The following is a 22130-nucleotide window of genomic DNA, read 5'->3' as shown; positions in this document are numbered from 1 at the left end:
AATTGCGATAGTAAGTATGCTTATTATGCATCGTAAATGAATTCCAGTGTTATTTCAGTTCCCTTGCAGCCGGTTATGGTAAATTTGCCGTCTATATCTTCACTCAATCCATACATTAACTTCATGCCCATTGACTGAGCGCTTTGGGAAGCGGGGTTTTGTTGTAAACCCACACCATCATCGCTGATTGTTAGCAGTAAGTTGCTTTCTGACGTATGTTTTAATGAAATGCAGATAGTTCCATTTTTGTTGTCCGGAAAAGCATATTTAATCGAATTGGTGATAGCTTCATTCATAATTAGCCCGAGCGGAACACAATGTGACAGATTCAATTCTATGGGCTCGATTTGTAAATTGAATTGAACCGACTTGCGTATATTAAAACTGTCACGCAGATAATCTGCCAGTTCGTATACATAGTCCGGCATATAGATGGCAGATAGATTATCTGATTGATACAATTTCTGATGAATAAGGGACATGGCCTGGATGCGGTGATGGCTTTCACTCACGGCTTCAATAGCCTCATTTGTTTTGAGGTATGCCGATTGCGTAGCCAGCAAGCCTGACACAGTGTGGAAGTTGTTTTTTACACGATGGTGGATCTCCTTTATAAGCCATTCTTTTTCCCTGATCAGGTGTTGAAGCGCAATGTTCTTCTTTTCGATTTCCTGTTGCTGTGTCTTTAATTTTTTATTGGCCTGTTGCTTTATCCATGAATTGTTTGCCTGCAAGCCTATGATGATAAGCAGCAATAGAACAGCGCCGATCACCCAGTTGCGGGTTTGCGTAGCCTGGGTTAATCTGCTTTCCTGGAGTTTCGTCGCATTTTCGAGCATTTTAATATCCTGGTCTTTCTTTTCGGTCTCAAATTCGACCTGCAATTGTTCGATGTGATTGTTTGTAGTTTCATTCAGCAAAGAATCACTTAGCATTTTATATAGCTGATAATGGGAAATTGCAGCAAGGTAATTCCCTTGTATGGAATCCAGCTTAAACCATAGGTAATGATTATGGTTTAATTCAAGGGGACTTTGAATCGCTTTGTAAAAAGTATCAGATCCGGCAAGATGTTTACGGGCAAGTTCATATTGATGTGTTGCGAGGTAGAATTCTGTTACCGGATATTGCGCTTCGCTCTGGTCGGGCTCATATTTATCAAGGCTTTTTGAAATAGCCAGGAGCTGATCGCAATACTTTTGTGCCTGTTGATATTGTTTTAATTCTTTATAGGTGATCAGTAAACTTGCGGTGAGATATAGCCTGGAATAGATGTCGCCGGGTGGGTATTTTTGTTCTGCCTCCTGCAAGATATCCAGGGCTTCATGCGGTTTATGTAAGGCTATTAACGTTCTCGAGATTTTAGATATCAGGAGATCAATTGTTTCAATGTTATTGTGTTTTTCCGCAACTGATAGTGCTTTCTGGAAGTATTCGTACGCTGCGTTATATTTCTTCATGCGGTTGTAGGTTGAACCTACGCGGTTAAAAACAGTAGCCAGCTGGATGCTTGTGTCGTTGAGGGAAGCGGCGGCGTTTACAGCAAGCAATCCGTATTTTAAAGCCTGCTCGTTGTTTCCCGTTACACTATAAACGGCGCCTAGCAGATCATAAATGTCTTCGAGACGAGTATATTGTATGGATTGGTATAATTGAAGCGAGCGATGTAGCATGGCTAAGGCCTTTGAATAGTTTCCTATTAGCTGCAACAGGTCAGCCAGCTCTTTCAGGATGTCCGCTTCTTTTAATATGCTTCCGGACTTTTGAAAGGCAGGTAGTGCAAGTTGCTCTACAATACGTATTCTCTCCGCTAACCCTTCGTTGGAATTTATTGAATAATAACCTGACAGGTCATAGTATGCATAACCTAATTCCAGGAAGAAATCATGTTCCCTGAAGATGGTGATTGCTTTTTCGGCGAAGCTCCTTGCACTGGCCGTTTTGTTTTGTACATGAAGGATTTTGGAAAGCTGTTCATAACTATTTCCAATGCCCCTGGGGTAATTTAATTTCCTGCTGAGCTGTTCGGCAGCATATTCATGTAATAGCGCGCTGTCAAGATGTTTTGTGTTTTCAGATGCCTTATGGAAATACTGGTCGCTTAACTGCAACAGCAGTATTACTCTATTGGTATCTTCTTTACTTTGTTTTAATTGTAAAAGCAGATCAGCGGCATTATCGTCTACCCGCTGTGCAGTGACAGCAGCATGTGCTATTGTTATCAATATAGCTACATATACAAGTTGCCTTATCATATTGTCTTAGAAAATATAGTGCCCGGGTTGCAATGTCGTTTCTTATATCCTTTTTAAAGATACAATAATGCCGTTTTATTTCATGGCATTGTTTTGTTACCGCGATATTTCGCGGTGGTCCTGTATTTCGTTTTCAACAAGTGACTGATTGATACCTGTTTAGATTGATGGCATTTGTTTGGTGTTGGAAGTGGTTACTAACCAAAAAATGAATCATGAAAGGTATTCCTACAAAAACAATAGTTTTTATTACGGGTGCTTTTGTAAGCCATAGCTGCTGGGATAAATGGAAGGATTATTATGAACGCAGGGGGTATAAAACAGTTGCTCCTGCGTGGCCATATAAAGATGCACCGGCGGAAGCTTTGCGTAATAGCCATCCGAATACAAAGATCGCATCCATCAGGCTGCCTGCATTAGTCAATCATTATGCTTCGATTGTGAAAGCGTTGCCCGAACGGCCTGTATTGATCGGGCATTCCATCGGGGGGCTCATCGTTCAGCTTTTATTACAACAGGGACTGGGTGCTGCGGGAGTTGCCATTCACTCTGTTCCGCCGCAGGGTATCTTCACTTTTAAGTTATCATTTTTGAAAGCCGGCTGGGGCCCGCTTGGTTTTTTTACATCAACGGAGAATACGTTCTTAATGTCGTTTAAACAGTGGCAATATGCATTCACGAACGGAATGGAATGCGAGGCGCAAAAGGAGGCCTATTACCAGTTCGCTATACCGGAGTCAAAACTTATTGTGAGAGACACAATAACCCGGGCTGCGCGTGTGAATTTTGAGAATCCCCATGCTCCCTTACTGCTTACTGCCGGTAGTGCTGACCACACTATACCGGCGTCTCTTAACTATGCCAATTATAGAAAATACAGGCACAGTAATTCCGTCACGGAGTACAGGGAGTTTGAAGGTCGCAATCATTTTGTTTTAGGACAATCTACCTGGGAAACAGACGCTACTTATATTCTTGAATGGATAGAAAAGCAGTCGGGGTAGTATGAACAAAACTTGTTGGATAAGGGTACCCCGAAGATATTATTCTGTACAATAAACTCAAACAAAGATTCAAATAATTACTTAAAATTTTCTACTATGAAAATGACAATTGTTCTCGCTGCCGCTTTTCTGATTGCAGCATGTAGCAGCCAGCCGCCGCATATACAAACCGCCGGCGCTATGAATACAGATACGAGTAAAGGAGTGCCGAAGCCTGCACAGCCGCCATCGAATTTTAAAAGCCAGGTAGCTGATGTCAATGGCCTCAGGATACATTATGTAGCTGGCGGTTCGGGAGAGCCATTATTACTGATCCATGGATTTGGACAAAACTGGTATATGTGGAACCGCTTATTGCCGGAGCTTTCTAAACATTTTACTGTTATCGCGCCGGATTTGCCGGGGCTTGGTGAAAGTGACAAGCCGGATACCGGTTATACAAAAAAGCAATTGGCGCAGGATTTACATGGGCTCGTTAAGCAGCTTGGTTATAACAAAGTGCATGTAGTGGGTCATGATATTGGTTTGATGGTAGCATATGCGTACGCTGCGCAATTTGGTGACGAGGTAGTGAAGGTGGCGCTGCTGGATGCATTACTGCCTGGTGTGGAACCTGTCTGGAGTGAGGTAAGGGCGAAGGCATGGTGGTTTGGTTTTTTTGCCATGCCAGCGTCTGCAGATGTTGTGGCCGGGAAGGAAAGACAGTTCCTCACCGGGTTTTGGCCTGTAGTAGGACATATACATGATGCATTTACCAGGGATGAGGCGGAAGAGTTTATACGCGCTTATAGCACGCCAAAATCCACATATGGCGCTTTTCATTGGTTTGCGGCCTTTGACGAGGATGCACTGGATAATAAGGTGTTTATGAAACAGCGCTTAAAGATGCCTTTGCTGGCTATGGGCAGCGAGTATGGAGGTAGTTTTTTACCGGACCATTGTAAGCTGGTTGCCGAGCATGTTACTTCATCTATTATCAAGGGAGCTGGCCATTGGATAGTACAGGAAAATACTCCGCAGGTACAACATGATTTACTTGCATTCCTTCTTGCAAAGTAAATCGCGTATGGCCCGGTCCTTTCGCGGAGAAAAAAGCAAATTTCTAAAGTCTCATCATAGGTAATAAAGCAAAATTTATGCATACGGTTAAATTGATAATATTATTTCTGCTGTGTTGGTATGTTACGCCGGCAAGCGCGCAATCGGATAATAAGGGACAGCTCAGAATGACACCACAGGAAGTTATAGCAGCAAGATCAAATGGTCCATCAGCTCCGGGATCTTCTAATTTAAGTGCTGTGCAGGTGATCGTTATTCACGGAGATCCTTCCAAACCTGGTCTGTACACAATTTTGCTGAAGGTGGCGGCGAATACGAAAATTCCGGCCCACCTGCACCCGGACGACAGGATCGGCACTGTGGTAGCAGGAACATGGTATTTCGGGTATGGCGACGTATTTGATGAGGGCAAGTTAAAGAAGCTGCCCGTTGGAAGTATTTACTCGGAACTGCCGGATCAAAATCATTTTGCAATGACCAGGGGAGAAGCTGTTATTGTTGAAATAACAGGATATGGTCCTTCAGGAGTAACGTATGTAGATCCTGCAGATGATCCGGGAAAGACAAAGCAATAAGTTTAAAATGTATTGTGCTGAATGGGCTGGAAGCGCATACTCTTTATAACTGACAGGAATATTTTTTCCCGGCATCATACCGGACAAACAATCCCGTTGCAGTAGCCGATGCTGCAATGGGATTGGTCTTGTAAGGGCACAGGTATCATCCACAGCGTATAGCTTACTACTGAGCAAACATGTTTTTTTCACGAGAAATACCTGGTAACAGTCTGCCTTCTGTACCAGGAGCTGATACGGGCATAATGTTAATGATCACACATAAACATATCCATAGGCCTAACCTTGTCCGTAACAGCCTTAAGGCTCCCTTTACATGGCTCCTGACAGACTGCTCGCTCAATTCCAGTCTTGCCGCTATCTCCTTATACGACAGGTTTGCCTTCCGGCTTAATTCAAATACGTGCCGCATTTTTGGGGGCAAGGATTGTATCTCTTTCTCTATGATCATGGCCAGCTGGCGCTCCCGCGCAAGGTGATCAGTAATGGCTTCTGCCTTATTTTCAGCATGTTGCAGCGATGAGAGGAACTTATCTTCAACGTATTTATGGGCAAGGATATTCAATATCCTGTTCCTGACGGATGTATAGAGGTAGCCGGAAAAATTCGAAACGGGAGGAAGGCTTTCCCGGCTGCTCCAGAGATGAGAGAATAGTTCCTGTACAAGATCTTTGGCTTCGTCCTTGTCCCGTAAACGTTGATAGGCATGTAAATAAAGCACGTCAAAATAACGTTCATATATTTTGGCGAAAGCATGCTTATTGCCGGACCTGATCAAATTAACCAATTCGAAGTCGTTCATGCTATCATATTCAGCCATGATTACACTTATCTCGTGGAAAATGAAAGATTGGTTTTATCCCGCTGTAATTATAATAATTACCCCGCTAAAATATTTTTTATTTTTTTACCCCCCTTACCCCCTTGTTTCCTGTCTACACTATAACAACACGGAAAACATTCTATGCAAGCACCGGAAATAAAGGAACTACTGGAGAAATATAAAAAAGGCGTCATTACTGACGAGGAGATGGCCTTATTGGAAACCTGGTACCTGCAATGGCGCCCCGAGCCGCTGGATGTCTCCGCTGAAGAGCTGGAAACGCTTAAAAGCGAGGTGTGGCAATCTTTGCACCTGCAGGATGCGGCGCCCGTTCGCAGGCACTGGCGGAAACAGCTGGCCGCTGCTGCGGCAGTGCTTGTACTGCTTGGGGCTGCCCTGTATTTCCTCGGCCCTGGTACCGGTAAAAAGCCAGACACCACGAAAATGGTGGCGGTCCGCAAGCAGGCGAATGAATTTATGCCGGGGAGTAACCGGGCTACATTGACCTTGTCCAACGGGCAGCAGATCGTGTTAACAAACGCGCAGAACGGGGAACTGGCAGAGGACGCCTCCGTTGCTATCAGCAAAAAGGCAGATGGTGAGCTGGTATATGACCATCCACGAAAACAGGAGGGTACAGGCCCTGCACTGAATACCCTGGCCGCTCCCAGGGGCGGGCAGTATCATCTTACCTTGTCTGACGGTACGCAGGTCTGGCTCAATGCTGCATCTTCCATCACTTATCCGGTTTCCTTTAATGGAAAGGAGCGGAGCGTGACGGTAAGGGGGGAGGCCTATTTTGAAGTGGCGCAACTGGAAGGCCAGCCGTTTAAAGTGCATACCGCCAGACAGGAGATCACTGTACTGGGCACCCATTTCAATGTGAAGGCTTATCCGGATGATCCGGATATCAGTACCACCCTGCTAACCGGCAGTGTGAAGGTGACCAATATGACATCAGGAATTGCCGCTGTGCTGAAGCCGGGACAGCAAGCCAGCACCATGAACGCCGGCGCACAACTGGACGTTCGGTCAGTAGATGCAGAAGATGCCATTTCATGGAAGAATGGTTATTTCCTGTTTGACGACCAGGATATTACAAGCATTATGAAAATAATAAGCAGGTGGTACGATGTAGATATTGAATACAAGGGGCCACCGGGCAATGAAAGATTTGGGGGTACTTTTTCACGCGCTTCCTATATGCCGGAAATACTTACGAACCTCGAACGGATCGGACATGTACATTTTGAGCTCTTTCCCGGGAAAGTGACCGTGACCACACAGGTGCAGTAATAACCGTCTATGAATATCAAACCTGAGTGCCGCAACAAATATTCATCAATCACCTAAAACGAAGCAATATTGAGAAAACAGAACTAACACATTTCCACGTCGGATGGCCGGGAAAACCAGGAACGTCGGAAGCGTCCCTGGTTATGTGCCAGGCATCCTGATTAACGCTGTATCATAACATTAACAAAAAGCTGACAACCAAATGTATAAAAAATTCACTGAATTACTGTTCAGGAGGCATGCTCATGCCTGGTCTAATTTCCATTTAAAAATGAAGCTCACCGCCATTTTAATAGTCGTAGCTGTCATCCAGTTAAAGGCAGAATCGTTTGCACAGAAGATCTCTGTCAACGTTAACAATGCCAGGTTCTCAGAAGTGATTGCCGAACTCAGGAAGCAAACAGATTACGATTTCCTCTACAACAACGAGGTGATAAAAAACGTCAAACCGGTCACCTTAAGAATAAAGAACGCGAACCTGCGGGAAGTGCTGGACAGGTGTTTCAAAGACCAGCCGGTCAGCTATTCCATTTCAAACAAAACGGTGCTGATCATGGCCAGACCGGCCCCTCAGCCTGCAAACGATAACGATATTCAAAAGGAACAGCGCTTGAGAATAAGCGGTACTGTTACAGATGAAACCAATGCAGAGCCATTGATAGGAGCATCTGTAGTTGTAGAGGGAAGCGCTATAGGCGCCAGTACAGATGAAAAGGGCTTCTTTTCTCTCGATGTGCCAGGAGCCGGTGCTGTACTCGTAATATCTTATGTGGGCTACCAGCCGCAGAAGATAGCCGTAGGCAATCAGACCACCCTGCAGATAAAGCTGCTCCGTGAAGATGCCAAGCTGGATGCGGTGGTGGTGGTCGGTTATGGCACGAGAACAAAAGGTGCCATCACAGGCGCCATCTCTACTGTAAAATCGGATGTATTTGAGAGCAGACCGCTTAATAACAGTTATGACGCATTGCAGGGTACCATACCAGGCCTTACTATCACCAAAGCCAGCGGTCAGCCGGGCAGCACCACCTACGGCTTCCAGGTAAGAGGTTATTCATCTGTGAATGGTAATGCTCCATTAGTGCTGATTGACGGCATTCCCGGCGATATCAATACCATCAATACCAATGATATTGCCGAAGTAACTGTTTTAAAGGATGCTGCTGCGGCCATTTATGGCGCAAGGGCGGCCAACGGTGTGATCATTGTAAGTACCAAACGTGGTAAAAAAGGTCCACCCACCGTTACCTATACCGCCAATATCGGTTACAAAACGCCTACCTACCTGAGGAAAATGCAGAATACTATGGAGTTTGCAAGATTCATGGATGAGGGACTGCGGAACGTAGGTATAAACGGCTTTTCCCAGGAAGTGTTCGACAAGATTGCTGCCAACGCGCCGCCAGACCCTACGGGGTGGAATTATGGCGTTACGAATTATCCTGGTTTCTACGGGTATACTGACTGGAATAAGGTCATTTACAAAGACGCGACACAGCAGTTACATAATATCAATGTTTCCGGCGGCGGAGAGAATAACAGCTACCTCTTGTCTGCCGGCTACAACCGCGATAATGGCATTGTGCGGTTCGGGGAGAACAAATCGAACGGCTACAATCTCCGCCTCAATTATGACCTTCGCCTCAGTGATCATTTTGCTGTGGAAACACGGTCTTATTTTGATAACAGGGCGGTGGTGACGCCTACCTTGCTGGGAAGCGCCTTAACGAATGTAACAAGGCAATTCCCTTATCAGGCTGTTTACAATAAGGTAGGACAGTTCTATGGCTACCAGGGTTACGAAGGCCCTGCACAGTACCTGGAGGAAGGTGGCCGGCAATTGAGCAATTTGTCCCGCTTTGGTGCAAACGTGAAAATAGATTATACCATCATTCCTGGCCTTAAGCTTACCGGACAGGCGGCTGTAAGAATGGAATACCAGAATGGCAGTACAACCAACCGTACCATTACCCGCCATAACTGGGAGGGAGGTGTACAGGATGTGCGCAATACCCCGAATTCCGCGAATTACAGCAATGATAAACTACTGAATAAGCTATACCAGGGCTACCTGGATTACAATAAGAAATTCGGCCGGGATCACGGCATTAACTTTACCGGCGGGGCCTCCCTGGAGCAAACCAGGAGTGAGGGACAGACCACCAACGGTTATAATTTCATCAGTAATGACATCTTTACCCTAAACCTCGCAGACAGAACGAAGGCGGCTTATGCAAACTTTACCGGGTACCTGAACAACCAGGCGCTGGCCTCTTACTTCGGCAGGTTAAGCTATACCTTCAGGGAAAAACTGATCGTCGACTTTACGGCCCGCGCGGACGGAAGCTCTAAGTTTTCGCCCGAAAAGCGCTGGAGCGCCGTATTCCCTTCTGCGGCCGTAGCCTACAACCTGTCAGAGGAAAGGTTCATCAAAAAAATGAATGTATTTGACCTGATGAAGCTGAGATTATCCTGGGGCAAAATGGGCAACCAGGATATTGGGGAACTGGGACTATACGACTATATCCCGCTTATCACCATCGGTGGTAATTACCCTATAGGCTCGCCTAATGCAGGCCTGCCAGGGGCTAACGCCAACCCTGCATCGTCAACGAGGACCTGGGAGACCATAGAAACGCGGAACATCGGTATTGACCTCGCCGCTTTGCGGTCCAGGCTCTCCTTTTCCTTTGATTACTATAATAAGATCAATAACGACATGCTCGTGAACGTAGCTGTGCCGGCGCTATACGGTGCTACGCCTCCTTCCACCAATCAGGGTAAACTCGACACCAAAGGTTTTGAAATGATGATCACCTGGAAAGACCAGGTAAATGATTTCAGGTACAGTGTGTCCCTGCAATTGAGCGATAGCAGGAATAAACTGGTGGAACTGCGGAATACGGACAATTACGGCGAGGGGCTCAACAAATTCAGACAAGGTTATCCAATTTATTCCTATTTCGGTTATGTGTATGAGGGCATTATTAAAACAGCCGAACAGCTGAATAATTACAAAAAGCTCCAGGGCGTTCCTTCCCGGATATCAATTGGTGATGTCATGTATAAAGATGTGGACGGGGATGGGAAGCTGACGGCATTCGGCGACAAAACCAAAGGCTTGTCGGGCGATATGAAATACCTGGGTAATCTTACTCCCCGTTATACTTATTCTGCCAATCTCAGTGCCGGTTACAAAAATTTCGACCTGCAGATCTTCCTGCAGGGTGTAGGCAAACGGAACGTCATCTATGAAGGCGCCATTAGCCAGCCTAACACCTTCTTCTGGCCTTCACTGGAATACTTTTATGGCAAGACCTGGTCGCCCGACAGGCCAGACGCAAAATATCCCAGGTACCTGCCAGGCAATTTAGGATATGATGATGTGAGGAGCTATAACTACCGTGCCTCCGCCCTTACGCGGCAGAACGTGGCTTACCTGCGGTTCAAGGTCATCACGCTGGGATATAATATTCCCGGAAGTATCCTGAAAAAAGCCGGGATCAAATCAGCCCGCATCTACTTCAGCGGACAGGATCTCTTTACCTTCTCAAAGGGCACTTTGGGCGGGAACTTTGACCCGGAAGACGGATATCGTAATGAGGGTACCTATCCCTTCAATAAGGTGTATTCACTGGGCTTAAATGTAAAATTTTAATGAAGCGCACTATGGAATTTAAATTTTCACACTATAAAATATACCTGTTACTGTTCACAGTCATTTGCTGGAGCTGTAACAAGGACCTGAACCTCGTATCGCAGGACAGTATCACAGATGCTACTTTCTGGAAAACGGGCAATGATTTCAAACTGGCCGCCAACAACCTGTATAATGGCCTGGACAGGTTCGGTGAAGAAGATACGGAATCGGATATTGCGTTTAATGTACCCAATTCTGTCAGCAATGGTAACCTTCAGCCTTCAGAAACGTCGGACCAGTGGAATACCAGTTATGGGTATATCAGGTCTGCCAATAAGATCATCGAAAAAGGTGCCGGGACCCAGGATGCGGATATAAAAAGATATGTAGCAGAAGCAAAATTTTTCAGGGCCTGGTATTACTGGAAATTGCTGCGGATCTATGGTGGTATTCCGCTTATTACCAAAGTATTGTCTATCGGCGATCCTGAATTGTTTACACCGCGCGGCAGCCGTATGGCAACGACTGACATGATCCTGAAAGACCTGGATGAAGCAAAGGAAGATCTTCCTTTGCAGTCTGATCTTTCATCCCCGGATATTGGCAGGATCAGCAAAGGTGCAGCGTTTGCGCTGTCTGCCAGGGTGGCTCTTTTTGAAGGTACCTGGGAGAAGTTCCGCGGGGAAACAGGTGCTGCCCGATACCTGGATAAAGCTATTGCCAGTTCAGGTGAAGTGATCAGCGGCGGCGCTTATGCCTTGTATACCGGCAATGGTGCGCAAAGCTATCGCTACCTCTTCCTGGAGCCTGGTGATGATTCAAAAGAATCTATACTGGACAGGCGCTTTGCCCGTAACATCCTGGGGCAGGATGCGCCATATATGTACGACCAGGATGGTTATAATCCCACACGTAAGCTGGCCGACATGTACCTTGATAAAAACGGATTGCCCATTACTGCCAGTGGTACGGTCTTTCATGGCTACAGCACCTTCATTTCGGAATACCAGGACAGAGACCCTCGCATGACTATGACGATGATCATCCCGGGTACATTGACCAACCGGGTATTCTATCCCGTAACCAAGGTGGCCAACTGGCCGGATAAGCCACAGCGCAATTTTAACACAGGGTATATGCTGTATAAATACATGTCGGAAGATCCCATTGCTAATAACTCCGGCCGTCTTGGCGATGCCAGCCTGTTTGATTTTGACCGCCACCTGATCCGCTATGCAGAAGTGCTGCTGATCTATGCAGAAGCGCTGTTTGAAAAGAATGGCGTTATCAGTGATAATGACCTTGATCTGTCTGTAAACAAACTGCGGGACAGGGTGAATATGCCGCATCTCACCAATGCGTTCGTTGCTGCCAATGGCCTGGATATGCGTACGGAACTCCGGAGGGAGCGTACCGTGGAACTGGCGCTGGAAGGGTTCCGTTATGATGATATCCGTCGCTGGAAAACAGCAGAAACGGAATTGCTGCAGGATATAAAGGGTATTAAGATCTCCGGTACGGATTGGGCTACAAGGGCGCCTTACAGCGATCCTGTGTATTTATCAAAGGTCGACGCAAATGGCTTTCTCATTGCTGAGAAAGACCGGAAATTCGATCCGGCGAAAGATTATCTGCAGCCACTACCTACAAAGGAAGTTGCCTTTTATACGGCTAATGGAAAGACCCTTGAACAAAATCCGGGCTGGTAACCCGCATAAAATGCATAACTACTTATATCACATATGATCAGAACAAAAGTAATACTGCTGCTGCTGGCCCTTACAGGCATGACCAGCGCAGCGCAGACAACCGCAGGCCAGGAACCGAAGATTGTCAATATCGTAAATTTCATTCGCCTGCTGGAACCAAGGGATCCGCAGATCACGGAAGATGTGCTTTACCAGACCGTGGTGAAGCAGGTAAACATCATGCGTACATATCACCTTACAGGTACATTCCTCCTGCAATATGATGCCCTGATGGACCGTCGTTACCAGGACCTGCTGAGGAACCTGCCCAAAGATTCATTTGAGATAGGCGCCTGGTGGGAGCTTCCCCAGCCGCTGATAGAAAAAGCCGGACTGAAATGGAGGGGGCGCTATCCCTGGGACTGGCATGCAGATGTAGGTTTTTCGACCGGTTATACTCCTGCTGAACGGGAAAAGATCGCAGACGTATATATGGAAGACTTTAAACACATTTTCGGCTATTATCCGCGTTCTGTTGCCTCCTGGTTTATTGATGCACATACCTTACAATACCTGTATGACAAATACAGGATCGTTGCTTCTGCAAATTGTAAAGACCAATATGGCACGGATGGCTACACCTTATGGGGAGGCTACTGGAACCAGGCCTATTATCCCAGCAGGATCAACTCCTATATGCCGGCGCAGAACGCCGCCAGTCAGATCCCTGTGCCGATTTTCAGGATGCTGGGGAGCGATCCTGTGCGCCAGTATGACCAGGGCATCAGTTCACCCCGGCAGGGTGTGATCACGCTTGAGCCGGTATATCCGGAGGCAGGCGGTAGTGAAAGCTGGGTGAATTGGTTTTTCAGGACTTTCACGGAAGATCCTTCCCTGAACTTTAACTATACCCAGGCAGGGCAGGAGAACTCTTTCACCTGGAATGCCATGGCTAAAGGTTTTGAGATACAGATGCCTTTGATCGCCGGCCTGAGGGACAAGGGCAGGATCAGGCTGGAGACCATGGAGCAATCCGGCAAATGGTTCAGCGCAAAGTATAAGGTGACGCCTCCTACATCATTCTCCGTGACAAAAGACGTGGAGGGAAGCGACCGTAAGACTTTATGGTATAACAGCCGTTTTTACAGGATGAATATACTGTGGGAGGAGGGAAGCCTTCGGATCAGGGACATACATCTCTTCAATGAGAAGATCCCGGATATCTACACCACCCAGGTAGCCACCTCCAATGAATGCACATTCTTTACCCTGCCTGTTGTAGATGGTTATCTGTGGAGCAAACCAGGGCAGCTGGCCGGCTTACGCTTAAAGGCGCTTGTTGGAGGGCAGGAAGTGGCATTAAAAGGCGGAGACCCTGTATTCAAAAACCAGGATAGGGAAACTGTACAGGTATCATGGCCGCTGAGCCAGGGAGGCACCTTAGAAGTGACGCTCAGGGAGAAAACTGTTTCTATAAAGCTGGCAGGCAACCAATCCATTGGCTGGTATCTCGACCTGGAAACAGCGCCGGGGGCCAGTCTGCCATTCACAAATATCTCAGCGCGGCAGATAGACGGTAGCTTTGAGAAATTTAATTATCATATGTCCGCCGGCAAAGGGCGTTTCTCCAAGCCTGCCAACGGTGCAGTGTTCCGCCTGCAACCGGAAAAGAATGAGATACGCCTGAACCTTGTTAGTATTAATTAGACTTTTGGCCCTGCCATTTACGGGCGTCTGATTAGTTAATACCCGACCATTAGCACCGTGCTGATCGGGCCGGTAAGAAAACATACAATATCCCTGATCGATGCAAGCAAAGGTCATCATCCATTGGAAACCTGTTAAGATTGATCTTCGGTAAAGAGCGAAGAGTGATAGAATGTTCTGGTTGATAAACAGGAGGCTGCCAAATTTGAGCAGCCTCCTTGTTTTAGGATTACCCCATATCTGTATTGGGGGCATAATGCTGCGGCGGGAGATACTCCTCCGCCAATGGTCCTGGCGTTCTGACACGTGAGGAAAGTACTGGCAGTATCGGGCAGGTAGATGAAAATCAGCTATTTGTAACATTTGCCCCCCCAATTTGAAACATTAGGCCACCCGCTTTCAGAAGGCAAGGTGATAGCTTTACAGCATCTAATCCACGTATATGAAATTGAGATTGCTGCTGTTTAGCTTGTTGGCTGCTGCGTTTTCGAATGACTTATTTGCAGTGCCTCCCACCTATGTTACACTGCCTGATGGCATAATGCTTTTTACCGATCCTTTGCTGACGGGCTCACCGCATGCCGTTAAACTGGAAGTGATTGCGGATAATATAATAAGAGTGATAGCAGCTCCCGGAAGGGAAATAGTTCCTGGTAATAGCCTGATCACTGTTTACAACAAAAAGCCGGGGCTTACGTGGAATGTTATTCCTTCTAAGGAAAGCCTGACCCTCAGGACAAAGAAATTGACGGCTATTGTTGACCGTAAAACCGGGGCTGTCACTTTCACAGACCCGGCAGGCAAAAAAATACTGGCTGAAAAACAGTCGCTTGGAAGAAATTTTCAATCTGTAGTATTTGACGGCAAACGGTATTACACGCTGACGCAAAACTTTCAGACGGCAGGTGGCGATGCGTTGTATGGATTGGGACAGCACCAGGATGGTATAATGAATTACCGGGGGCAGCAGGTTACTTTCTTCCAGAACAATACCGAAGTAGCCATTCCATTTTTAATCTCCAACAAGAACTATGGTATTCTGTGGGATAATTATTCCCTGACCAGGGTCGGCGATGTCAGGCCGCTTCATCCGCTTTCTTCCATGCAGCTTTTTTCAAAGCAGGGAGACCCGGGCTGGCTTACCGCCGCCTATTCCAACAATGTGCATAAGCCACAGGAAATAAGTACAGAAAGAGCAGAGGGCAATATTAATATGGAGTTCCTGGGCGACTCAAAGATCCAGCTCCCCCGTGAATTTACACCCGCTACGGGCATGGTAACCTGGGAAGGGAGCCTTGCCAGTCACCTGTCAGGCCTTCACCAGTTCCGGTTCACCTACGGTGGTTCCCTGAAAATGTGGCTGGACGGGAAGCTTGTGCTGGACCGCTGGAGGAAGGCCTGGAATCCCGCGTCTGCATTGGTTCCCTGGAATTTCAAAAAAGGGGAAAAAGTGCCTGTCAGAATTGAATGGACACCGGAAGGAGGTGAATCCTACCTTTCATTGAGATGGCAGGAGCCATTGAGCGAAGAAGAGCAAAACAGTTTTGGCTTTTATTCTGAAGCCGGCAAACAGATCGATTATTACTTCGTGTATGGTAATAATATGGATGAGGTGATCTCCGGTTACCGGAATCTCACCGGTAAGGCGCCTATTGTGCCGAAATGGGCCCTTGGTTTTTGGCAAAGCAGGGAACGATACAAAACACAGGAAGAGATCCTTGGCACTGTTGATGAATTCCGTAAGAGAAAGATCCCGCTTGACAACATCGTTCTGGACTGGAGCTATTGGAGGGAAGCCGAATGGGGCAGCCAGGAGTTTGATGAAAAACGTTTTCCCGCTCCTGATAGCATGATCGGTGTGCTGCATAATAAATACAATAGCCGGATCATGATATCGGTATGGCCTAAATTTTATGACGGCATATCAGCGTACAATGAATTTGACAAGCACGGATGGCTGTATAAAAGAAATATTGCCGACCGGCAAAGAGACTGGATTGGCAACGGATATGTATCCACTTTTTACGATGCCTTCAATGAAGCTGCCCGCAAAGGTTTCTGGGACCTGATCAATAAGAAGATCTATAGTAAAGGAATTGACGCATGGTGGATGGATGCCAGTGAACCGGACATTCTCTCCAATGTAAGTCCGGATAAACGGAAGCTGCAAATGACGCCTACCGCTTTAGGCAGTGCAGCCGAATTCCTGAACGCCTATCCACTGCAAAATGCAAGGGGCATCTATGAAGGACAACGTTCAACCGATACGGGTAAAAGGGTCTTTTTGCTGACACGCTCTGGCTTTGCAGGTTCTCAGCGCTATGCAGCGGCCATATGGAGCGGTGATATTGGTTCCACCTGGCAGGATATGAAAGCGCAGATAACAGCAGGGGTGAATTTCTCCATGTCCGGACTCCCGTATTGGACCATGGACATAGGTGGTTTTGTAGTGCCCGTAAAATTTGAAAAACCGGATCATGAAAGCCTGGAAGAGTGGAGGGAGCTGATGACCCGCTGGTCGCAATTTGGCGCATTTACTCCTTTGTTCCGTTCCCATGGCCAATTTCCATTCCGGGAGGTATATAATACAGCTCCTGAGAACCACCCTGCCTATAAAAGTTTTCTCTATTACGATAAGCTGCGTTACCGTTTACTTCCTTATGTCTACTCGCTGGCAGGCTGGGCATACCATGATGACTATACCATAATGCGTGGGCTTGCAATGGACTTTGCGGCAGATACAGCTGTGTTGAACATCGGAGATCAGTATATGTTCGGCCCTGCGCTCCTGGTAAACCCCGTTTATGAATACAGGCAAACGGCGCGTACCCTGTACCTGCCCCAATGTGCCGGATGGTATGATCTCTATTCCGGAAAATGGTATACCGGTGGTCAGAAGATCATTGCCGAAGCGCCTTATGAACGGATGCCCCTGTTTGTAAAAGCCGGCTCCATCCTTCCCTTCGGCCCCGAATTGCAATACACTACAGAAAAGCAGCCGGATACCATCACATTAAATATTTATACCGGCGCTGACGCATCCTTTAACCTGTATGAAGATGAAGGAGCCAATTACAACTATGAAGCAGGCGCTTTTACCATCATTCCGGTACGGTATAGTGAAGCAACAGGAACCATTACCATCGGAGACCGGAAGGGATCATTCAATGGAATGCTGCAAAAAAGAACCTTCCGTATAAATATTATAACGCCAGACAAACCCGGGCGCCTGGCATTTGATACAACATGCGATAAAGAAGTGGTCTATGAAGGGAAACACTTAAACATAAAAAAATAGCCAATTTAAATTACACGTATGAATTCAACCAAAATGATTCGCTCGCGAATACTGCCGTTATTGGGTATGCTCTGCGGCTTGCTTTTCAGCACTAACCTCATTGCACAAACGGTAAAAGTAAGTGGTACGATCGTTAATCAAAGCAATTCTGCTCCGGTTCCGGGAGCATCCGTTGCCGTAAAAAGCGCCCATCGCTTCGCGATCACCGATGAAGCGGGAAAATTTACAATAGAGGCGTCAACAGGAGACGTATTGGTGATTACAATGATAGGCTACCAGAGAAAGGAAGTGGTAGTTAACAAAAGTACTTCCATTCAGGTGAAGCTGGCTGAAAATGTTTCACAACTGGGTGACGTGGTTGTAATCGGGTACGGCAAAATAAAACGGCCGGACGTTACCGGCGCCATATCTTCTGTTTCCGGTGATGAGATCCGTAAAACACAACCTGTAACCTTCGATCAGGCCTTGCAGGGAAAGGTTCCGGGCTTAGTAGCTCAACAAATATCAGGTCAGCCAGGTGGAGCGGTGTCTGTTCAGATCCGGGGCTTGTCCTCTTTTGGCGGAGGTTCGCCTATGTATGTAATAGATGGGGTTATTATTGGCGGTACAGCCACATTGGGCGCAGGCGTTAATCCATTGGCAGGTATCAATCCTTCTGAAATTGAATCCATCGATGTATTGAAAGACGCATCTGCAACGGCAATTTATGGATCCCAGGCAACAAATGGCGTAATCGTAATAACAACCAAAAGGGGACAGGTGGCTCCGCCGAGCATTTCTTATGATATGTATACAGGCTACCAGCAAATACCAAAAAAGCTGCCTGTAATGAATTTAAGGGAATATGCCGCTTTTATCAATGAAAGGAATACGGGCTTAGGCTGGGGATTTGACACCCGGCCGGAATTCGTGAACCCAAAATACCTGGGTGAGGGAACTGACTGGCAGGAAGCGCTTTTCAGAAATGCACCGATGTCCAACCATACGCTAAGCATCAGCGGGGGAGATGTAAGAACACAATACCTGCTGTCCGGCTCTTATTTCAACCAGGAAGGTATTGCCCTGGGATCCGATTTCCGCAGGATATCATTAAGATTGAACCTTGACAATAAAACGACCAGTTGGCTGAAGATCGGGACCAGTCTGCAACTTGTCAGCATCAAAGAAAATGTGAATTCAACCAGTTCAAATGTAATTAATACTGCATTAAGCCAAACGCCGGATATTGCTGTAAAGAATGAGGATGGTAGCTGGGGTGGCGCCTATAACCCCAATGGGTGGGTCAACAGCACAGTGAACCCCTATGCAATCGCCCTTATTAATAAAGACCAGGCAAACAGGAAACAGCTGTTTGGTAATTTGTATGCAGAAATTGCTTTTACCAAAGATCTGGTGCTGCGAAATGAAGCAACGGCCAGTTTTTCAATGGCAACGGAAGACCGTTTTAATCCTTCCTATACTTTCGGCCTGGTAAAAAATAACACCAACAGCGCATCTTATAATTTTTCACAAAGCTTATTTACAACTATAAGGAACTATTTTACCTATTCACATCTGTTTAAAGATAAATACAATGTAAATGTGTTGCTGGGGCATGAAGCGCAGCTGAGCACCAGTGAAAGTAGTGCTGCGGGAAGATCAAATTTTCCATCCAACAATGTGCAGGTGATCAGCAGCGGGGACCCTACTACCGCCACCAATTCCGGCAGTAAGGGACAAAGCGCCCAGGAATCATACTTTGGACGCATAAATCTGGGCATCAATGATAAATATCTGTTTACCATCAATCTCCGGGCGGACGGATCTTCGAAGTTCGCCCCTGAGAACCGTTGGGTGAACACCTACTCAGGAGCATTTGCCTGGAAGATCAATAAAGAAAGATTTTTACAGTCTTCAAAAAGCGTTAATGAATTAAAGCTGCGCCTGGGCTATGGTTTAACGAACAACCAGAATATCCGGGATTATGCCTATACCTCTACACTGGCTACTGTGGCTACGGGGCTTACAGGCATTGCACAACTAACCCAGAATGTGGGCAATCCTTATGTGCAATGGGAAAAAACAAAATATGCAAACATCGGGCTGGATGGTGCGCTGTTAAACTGGAGGCTAAACTTCTCCGTCGACGTTTACAATCGCAGGACCGACGGTCTTGTATTGCAGATCCCGTTACCATTGTATTCCGGTACGGCGATCGGCTATTCACCAGGCTCGCTGGATGCCCCTTACGTGAATGTAGGTACAGTTAATAACAAGGGTTTCGACTTCAGGATCAGTTCAACTAATGTTAAAAGCAAAAACTTTTCCTGGAAAACAGATGTAACCGTTTCGCGCAATATTAATGAAGTGCTGAAGCTCAATACAGATGGCGCCTCATTGAACAAGCAGTACAGCAAAACTATAGTGGGAAGGTCTATTGGCGAATTTTACGGATATGTGATTGACGGAGGTGTGTTTGCCACGAAAGAAGATTTTAAGACCCATGCATTACCCACTAAAAACGGGGTGGCCTTGCCGGTTGGCGCTGCAGGTGGTAGCATCTGGTATGGTGATCTGAAGTTCAAAGACTTTAATGGTGATGGTATTATTGATGAACATGATCAGACCTTCCTCGGCTCTCCCGTACCTAAATACCAGTTTGGCTTAAATAACACTTTCTCTTATAGGAATTTTGATCTGAACATATTCTTCACGGCAAACGTGGGCAATAAGGTATATAATCAGCTGCGTGTGAACGGAGAATATCCGGGAACAAGTTTCGGGTATCTCAGGTCGCTGATGAACTATGCAAAACTGACATTGATTGATCCGAACGGATCGGCTACCGATATCAATAATATACGTGTAACGAATCCCGATACCAGGATTCCCGGCATTAGAAATGATAATACCAACGATAATAACAGGAACTCTGACAAATTTGTGGAAAACGGCTCTTTCGTACGATGTAAGAATATTTCACTAGGATATACGCTCCCTGAAAGACTTGTTGAAAAAGCCAGCATTAAGTATGTGAGGGTCTATTTCAACGTCTCAAATGCTTTCATGATTACAAAGTACAAGGGAATGGATCCTGAGATCGGATCCTGGGATCCGCTGACCGCGGGCGTTGACGGCGGTTATTATCCACAGCCCCGGGTGTATACCATTGGCGCCAACATTAAATTGACTAAGTAAATCTTCATCTGTTTAATATAAATAGTTATGAAAACGATATTGGAAAAAATCATTGCTTTCCTGTTAACCATGATAATGATATCGGGATGCTCCAAAAGTTTTTTAGACCGTCCGCCCCTGTCGCAGATAAGCGCTGATAACTTTTATCAGACTTCCAATGATCTCAGGTTGGCAACAGCCGCATTATATGCGGGTTCACAATGGGCAGACTGGAATTATACCTGTTATTTACCTGTTGGCGATGTACTGAGTGGCAACATGGCGGTTGGTTACTGGGGCGATGCGGTGCAGCTCAACACGTTTACAGTTACCGGCTTGAATGGCATCATGATCTCCAACTGGAAAGGAATGTATAGCGTCATTGCACACTGTAATGTTACTATCAATGCCATCGAACAGAAGGCGCCCGCTTCCATTCCCGACAAAGACAAGAAGGCTGCTATTGCTGAGGCCCGCTTTATACGTGGATTTGCCTATTATAACCTGGCGGTGTTATGGGGCGCCGTACCCGTTATTGAAGATAACAGTAAGCTGATCATATCTCCATTGATCAACCGTGTAAAAACGGAGGACGTATATAAATTCGCTATTAATGACCTGACCTTCGCAGCAGAAAATCTTCCGCCTTCCGACGCCGCCGGAAGGGTAACTACCTGGTCGGCGCAAGGTATGTTAAGTAAGGTGTATTTAACAGCAGCAGGATTGAACCAGCAGGGCGGCAGCAGGGATCAGGCTTACCTGGATAGTGCGAGGAAATATGCAGGCAATGTGTGTAAGAATAGCGGCCTTGCACTGGCAGCTAATTATGCCGACCTTTTTAAGACGCAGTTCAACGATAATCCTGAGTCATTGTTTGCATTGCAGTGGGCTCCCGGTGGAGGATGGCTGGAAGGAAATATGCTGCAGATCTATTCTCCCGGAGGAGCAGAAATATCTGCCAATGGATCCCCAGGTTGGTTTGCTATCAGTCCGACTGTAGATATGTACCAGCTTTACAGCACAAGCGATTCTGTAAGGCGTAAGGCAACATTTATGATCAATGGTGATTATTACCCCGAACTGAACGCAGCAGGCGGAGGATATAAGTATACAGGCAGTTGTGGATTGAAGAAGCATATTATCGGCACAAACAAGGATAATAATGCACCCACCATGAACCTGACCTCCTCTGCAGAACATAATGCATTATTAAGGCTGGCGGATGTTTACCTCATTTATGCGGAAGCCATACTTGGTAACAGCGGTGAAACTGCGGACGGCGATGCGCTGCTTTACTTTAACAAGGTTCGTACAAGGGCAGGTATTACTCCGACTACTAAAATAGATATTGATACCCTGCTTAATGAAAGACGGATTGAGCTGGCAGGAGAGGGGCAATACTGGGCAGACCTGGTCAGGTTGTCTTATTACAACCCGGCAAAGGCCATCAGTAAATTGAAGGGGGAAACGCGCGTGACATTTACCCTGTCAAATGGTGTTTTAACACCTGCAGCGCCATATGGTGTTATTACGCCGCCTACTATTCAAAGCTTCACTTTCCCCCTGCCTTCTTCAGAGGTTACTGCCAACCCGAAATTGTCGGAACCTCCGGTATCATATTATTAAGCC

At 46.5% G+C, this 22130-nt stretch carries 12 protein-coding genes; 10 read left to right on the top strand and 2 right to left on the bottom strand.

The window, feature by feature from the left end:
* Positions 1 to 23: 23 nt before the first annotated feature.
* The gene (locus MYF79_RS24440; protein ID WP_247810447.1) at positions 24 to 2255 is read right to left on the bottom strand and encodes a histidine kinase dimerization/phosphoacceptor domain -containing protein; all 2232 of its coding nucleotides are present in this window, start codon (positions 2253 to 2255) and stop codon (positions 24 to 26) included.
* Positions 2256 to 2470: 215 nt separating this feature from the next.
* Here MYF79_RS24440 and MYF79_RS24435 point away from each other — a divergent pair, with 215 nt between their 5' ends.
* The 3 genes from MYF79_RS24435 (at position 2471) to MYF79_RS24425 (ending at position 4893) form a co-directional block, all read left to right on the top strand.
* Positions 2471 to 3259, top strand: coding sequence for an alpha/beta hydrolase (locus tag MYF79_RS24435; protein WP_247810446.1), 789 nt, complete (start codon positions 2471 to 2473; stop codon positions 3257 to 3259).
* A gap of 96 nt (positions 3260 to 3355) precedes the next feature.
* Positions 3356 to 4318 (top strand): alpha/beta fold hydrolase, encoded by a 963-nt coding sequence (locus MYF79_RS24430; protein ID WP_247810445.1) that lies wholly within the window; start codon positions 3356 to 3358, stop codon positions 4316 to 4318.
* Positions 4319 to 4485: 167 nt separating this feature from the next.
* Positions 4486 to 4893, top strand: coding sequence for a cupin domain-containing protein (locus MYF79_RS24425; protein WP_247810444.1), 408 nt, complete (start codon positions 4486 to 4488; stop codon positions 4891 to 4893).
* 166 nt (positions 4894 to 5059) lie between these two features.
* Here the strand turns inward: MYF79_RS24425 and MYF79_RS24420 are convergent, their stop codons facing one another.
* Positions 5060 to 5713: an RNA polymerase sigma-70 factor gene (locus tag MYF79_RS24420; protein ID WP_247810443.1), complete on the bottom strand. Its 654-nt coding sequence runs from the start codon at positions 5711 to 5713 to the stop codon at positions 5060 to 5062.
* Between the two features lie 144 nt (positions 5714 to 5857).
* On the opposite strand from MYF79_RS24420, the gene MYF79_RS24415 reads away from it, so the two are divergent.
* The 7 genes from MYF79_RS24415 to MYF79_RS24385 all read left to right on the top strand — a co-directional run bounded on the left by MYF79_RS24415 (position 5858) and on the right by MYF79_RS24385 (position 22127).
* On the top strand, positions 5858 to 7012 hold the full coding sequence (locus tag MYF79_RS24415; RefSeq protein WP_247810442.1) for a FecR family protein: 1155 nt from the start codon (positions 5858 to 5860) through the stop codon (positions 7010 to 7012).
* A gap of 202 nt (positions 7013 to 7214) precedes the next feature.
* Positions 7215 to 10670, top strand: a complete 3456-nt coding sequence (locus MYF79_RS24410; protein ID WP_247810441.1) for a TonB-dependent receptor — start codon at positions 7215 to 7217, stop codon at positions 10668 to 10670.
* Positions 10671 to 10681: 11 nt separating this feature from the next.
* Positions 10682 to 12361, top strand: coding sequence for a RagB/SusD family nutrient uptake outer membrane protein (locus tag MYF79_RS24405; RefSeq protein WP_247810440.1), 1680 nt, complete (start codon positions 10682 to 10684; stop codon positions 12359 to 12361).
* A 33-nt stretch (positions 12362 to 12394) separates the two neighbouring features.
* Entirely contained in the window at positions 12395 to 14047 is a 1653-nt protein-coding gene (locus MYF79_RS24400) for a hypothetical protein (protein ID WP_247810439.1), read from the top strand.
* 442 nt (positions 14048 to 14489) lie between these two features.
* On the top strand, positions 14490 to 17345 hold the full coding sequence (locus tag MYF79_RS24395; protein WP_247810438.1) for a TIM-barrel domain-containing protein: 2856 nt from the start codon (positions 14490 to 14492) through the stop codon (positions 17343 to 17345).
* A gap of 18 nt (positions 17346 to 17363) precedes the next feature.
* Positions 17364 to 20522: a SusC/RagA family TonB-linked outer membrane protein gene (locus MYF79_RS24390; RefSeq protein ID WP_247810437.1), complete on the top strand. Its 3159-nt coding sequence runs from the start codon at positions 17364 to 17366 to the stop codon at positions 20520 to 20522.
* Positions 20523 to 20549: 27 nt separating this feature from the next.
* Positions 20550 to 22127, top strand: a complete 1578-nt coding sequence (locus tag MYF79_RS24385) for a RagB/SusD family nutrient uptake outer membrane protein (protein WP_247810436.1) — start codon at positions 20550 to 20552, stop codon at positions 22125 to 22127.
* Positions 22128 to 22130 lie beyond the last annotated feature (3 nt).

Source organism: Chitinophaga filiformis (assembly GCF_023100805.1).
In the GTDB taxonomy this organism is placed as follows: Bacteria; Bacteroidota; Bacteroidia; order Chitinophagales; family Chitinophagaceae; genus Chitinophaga; species Chitinophaga filiformis_B.
Note: the sequence above shows the minus strand (reverse complement) of the source record. Positions and strands in the feature narration are given on the sequence as shown.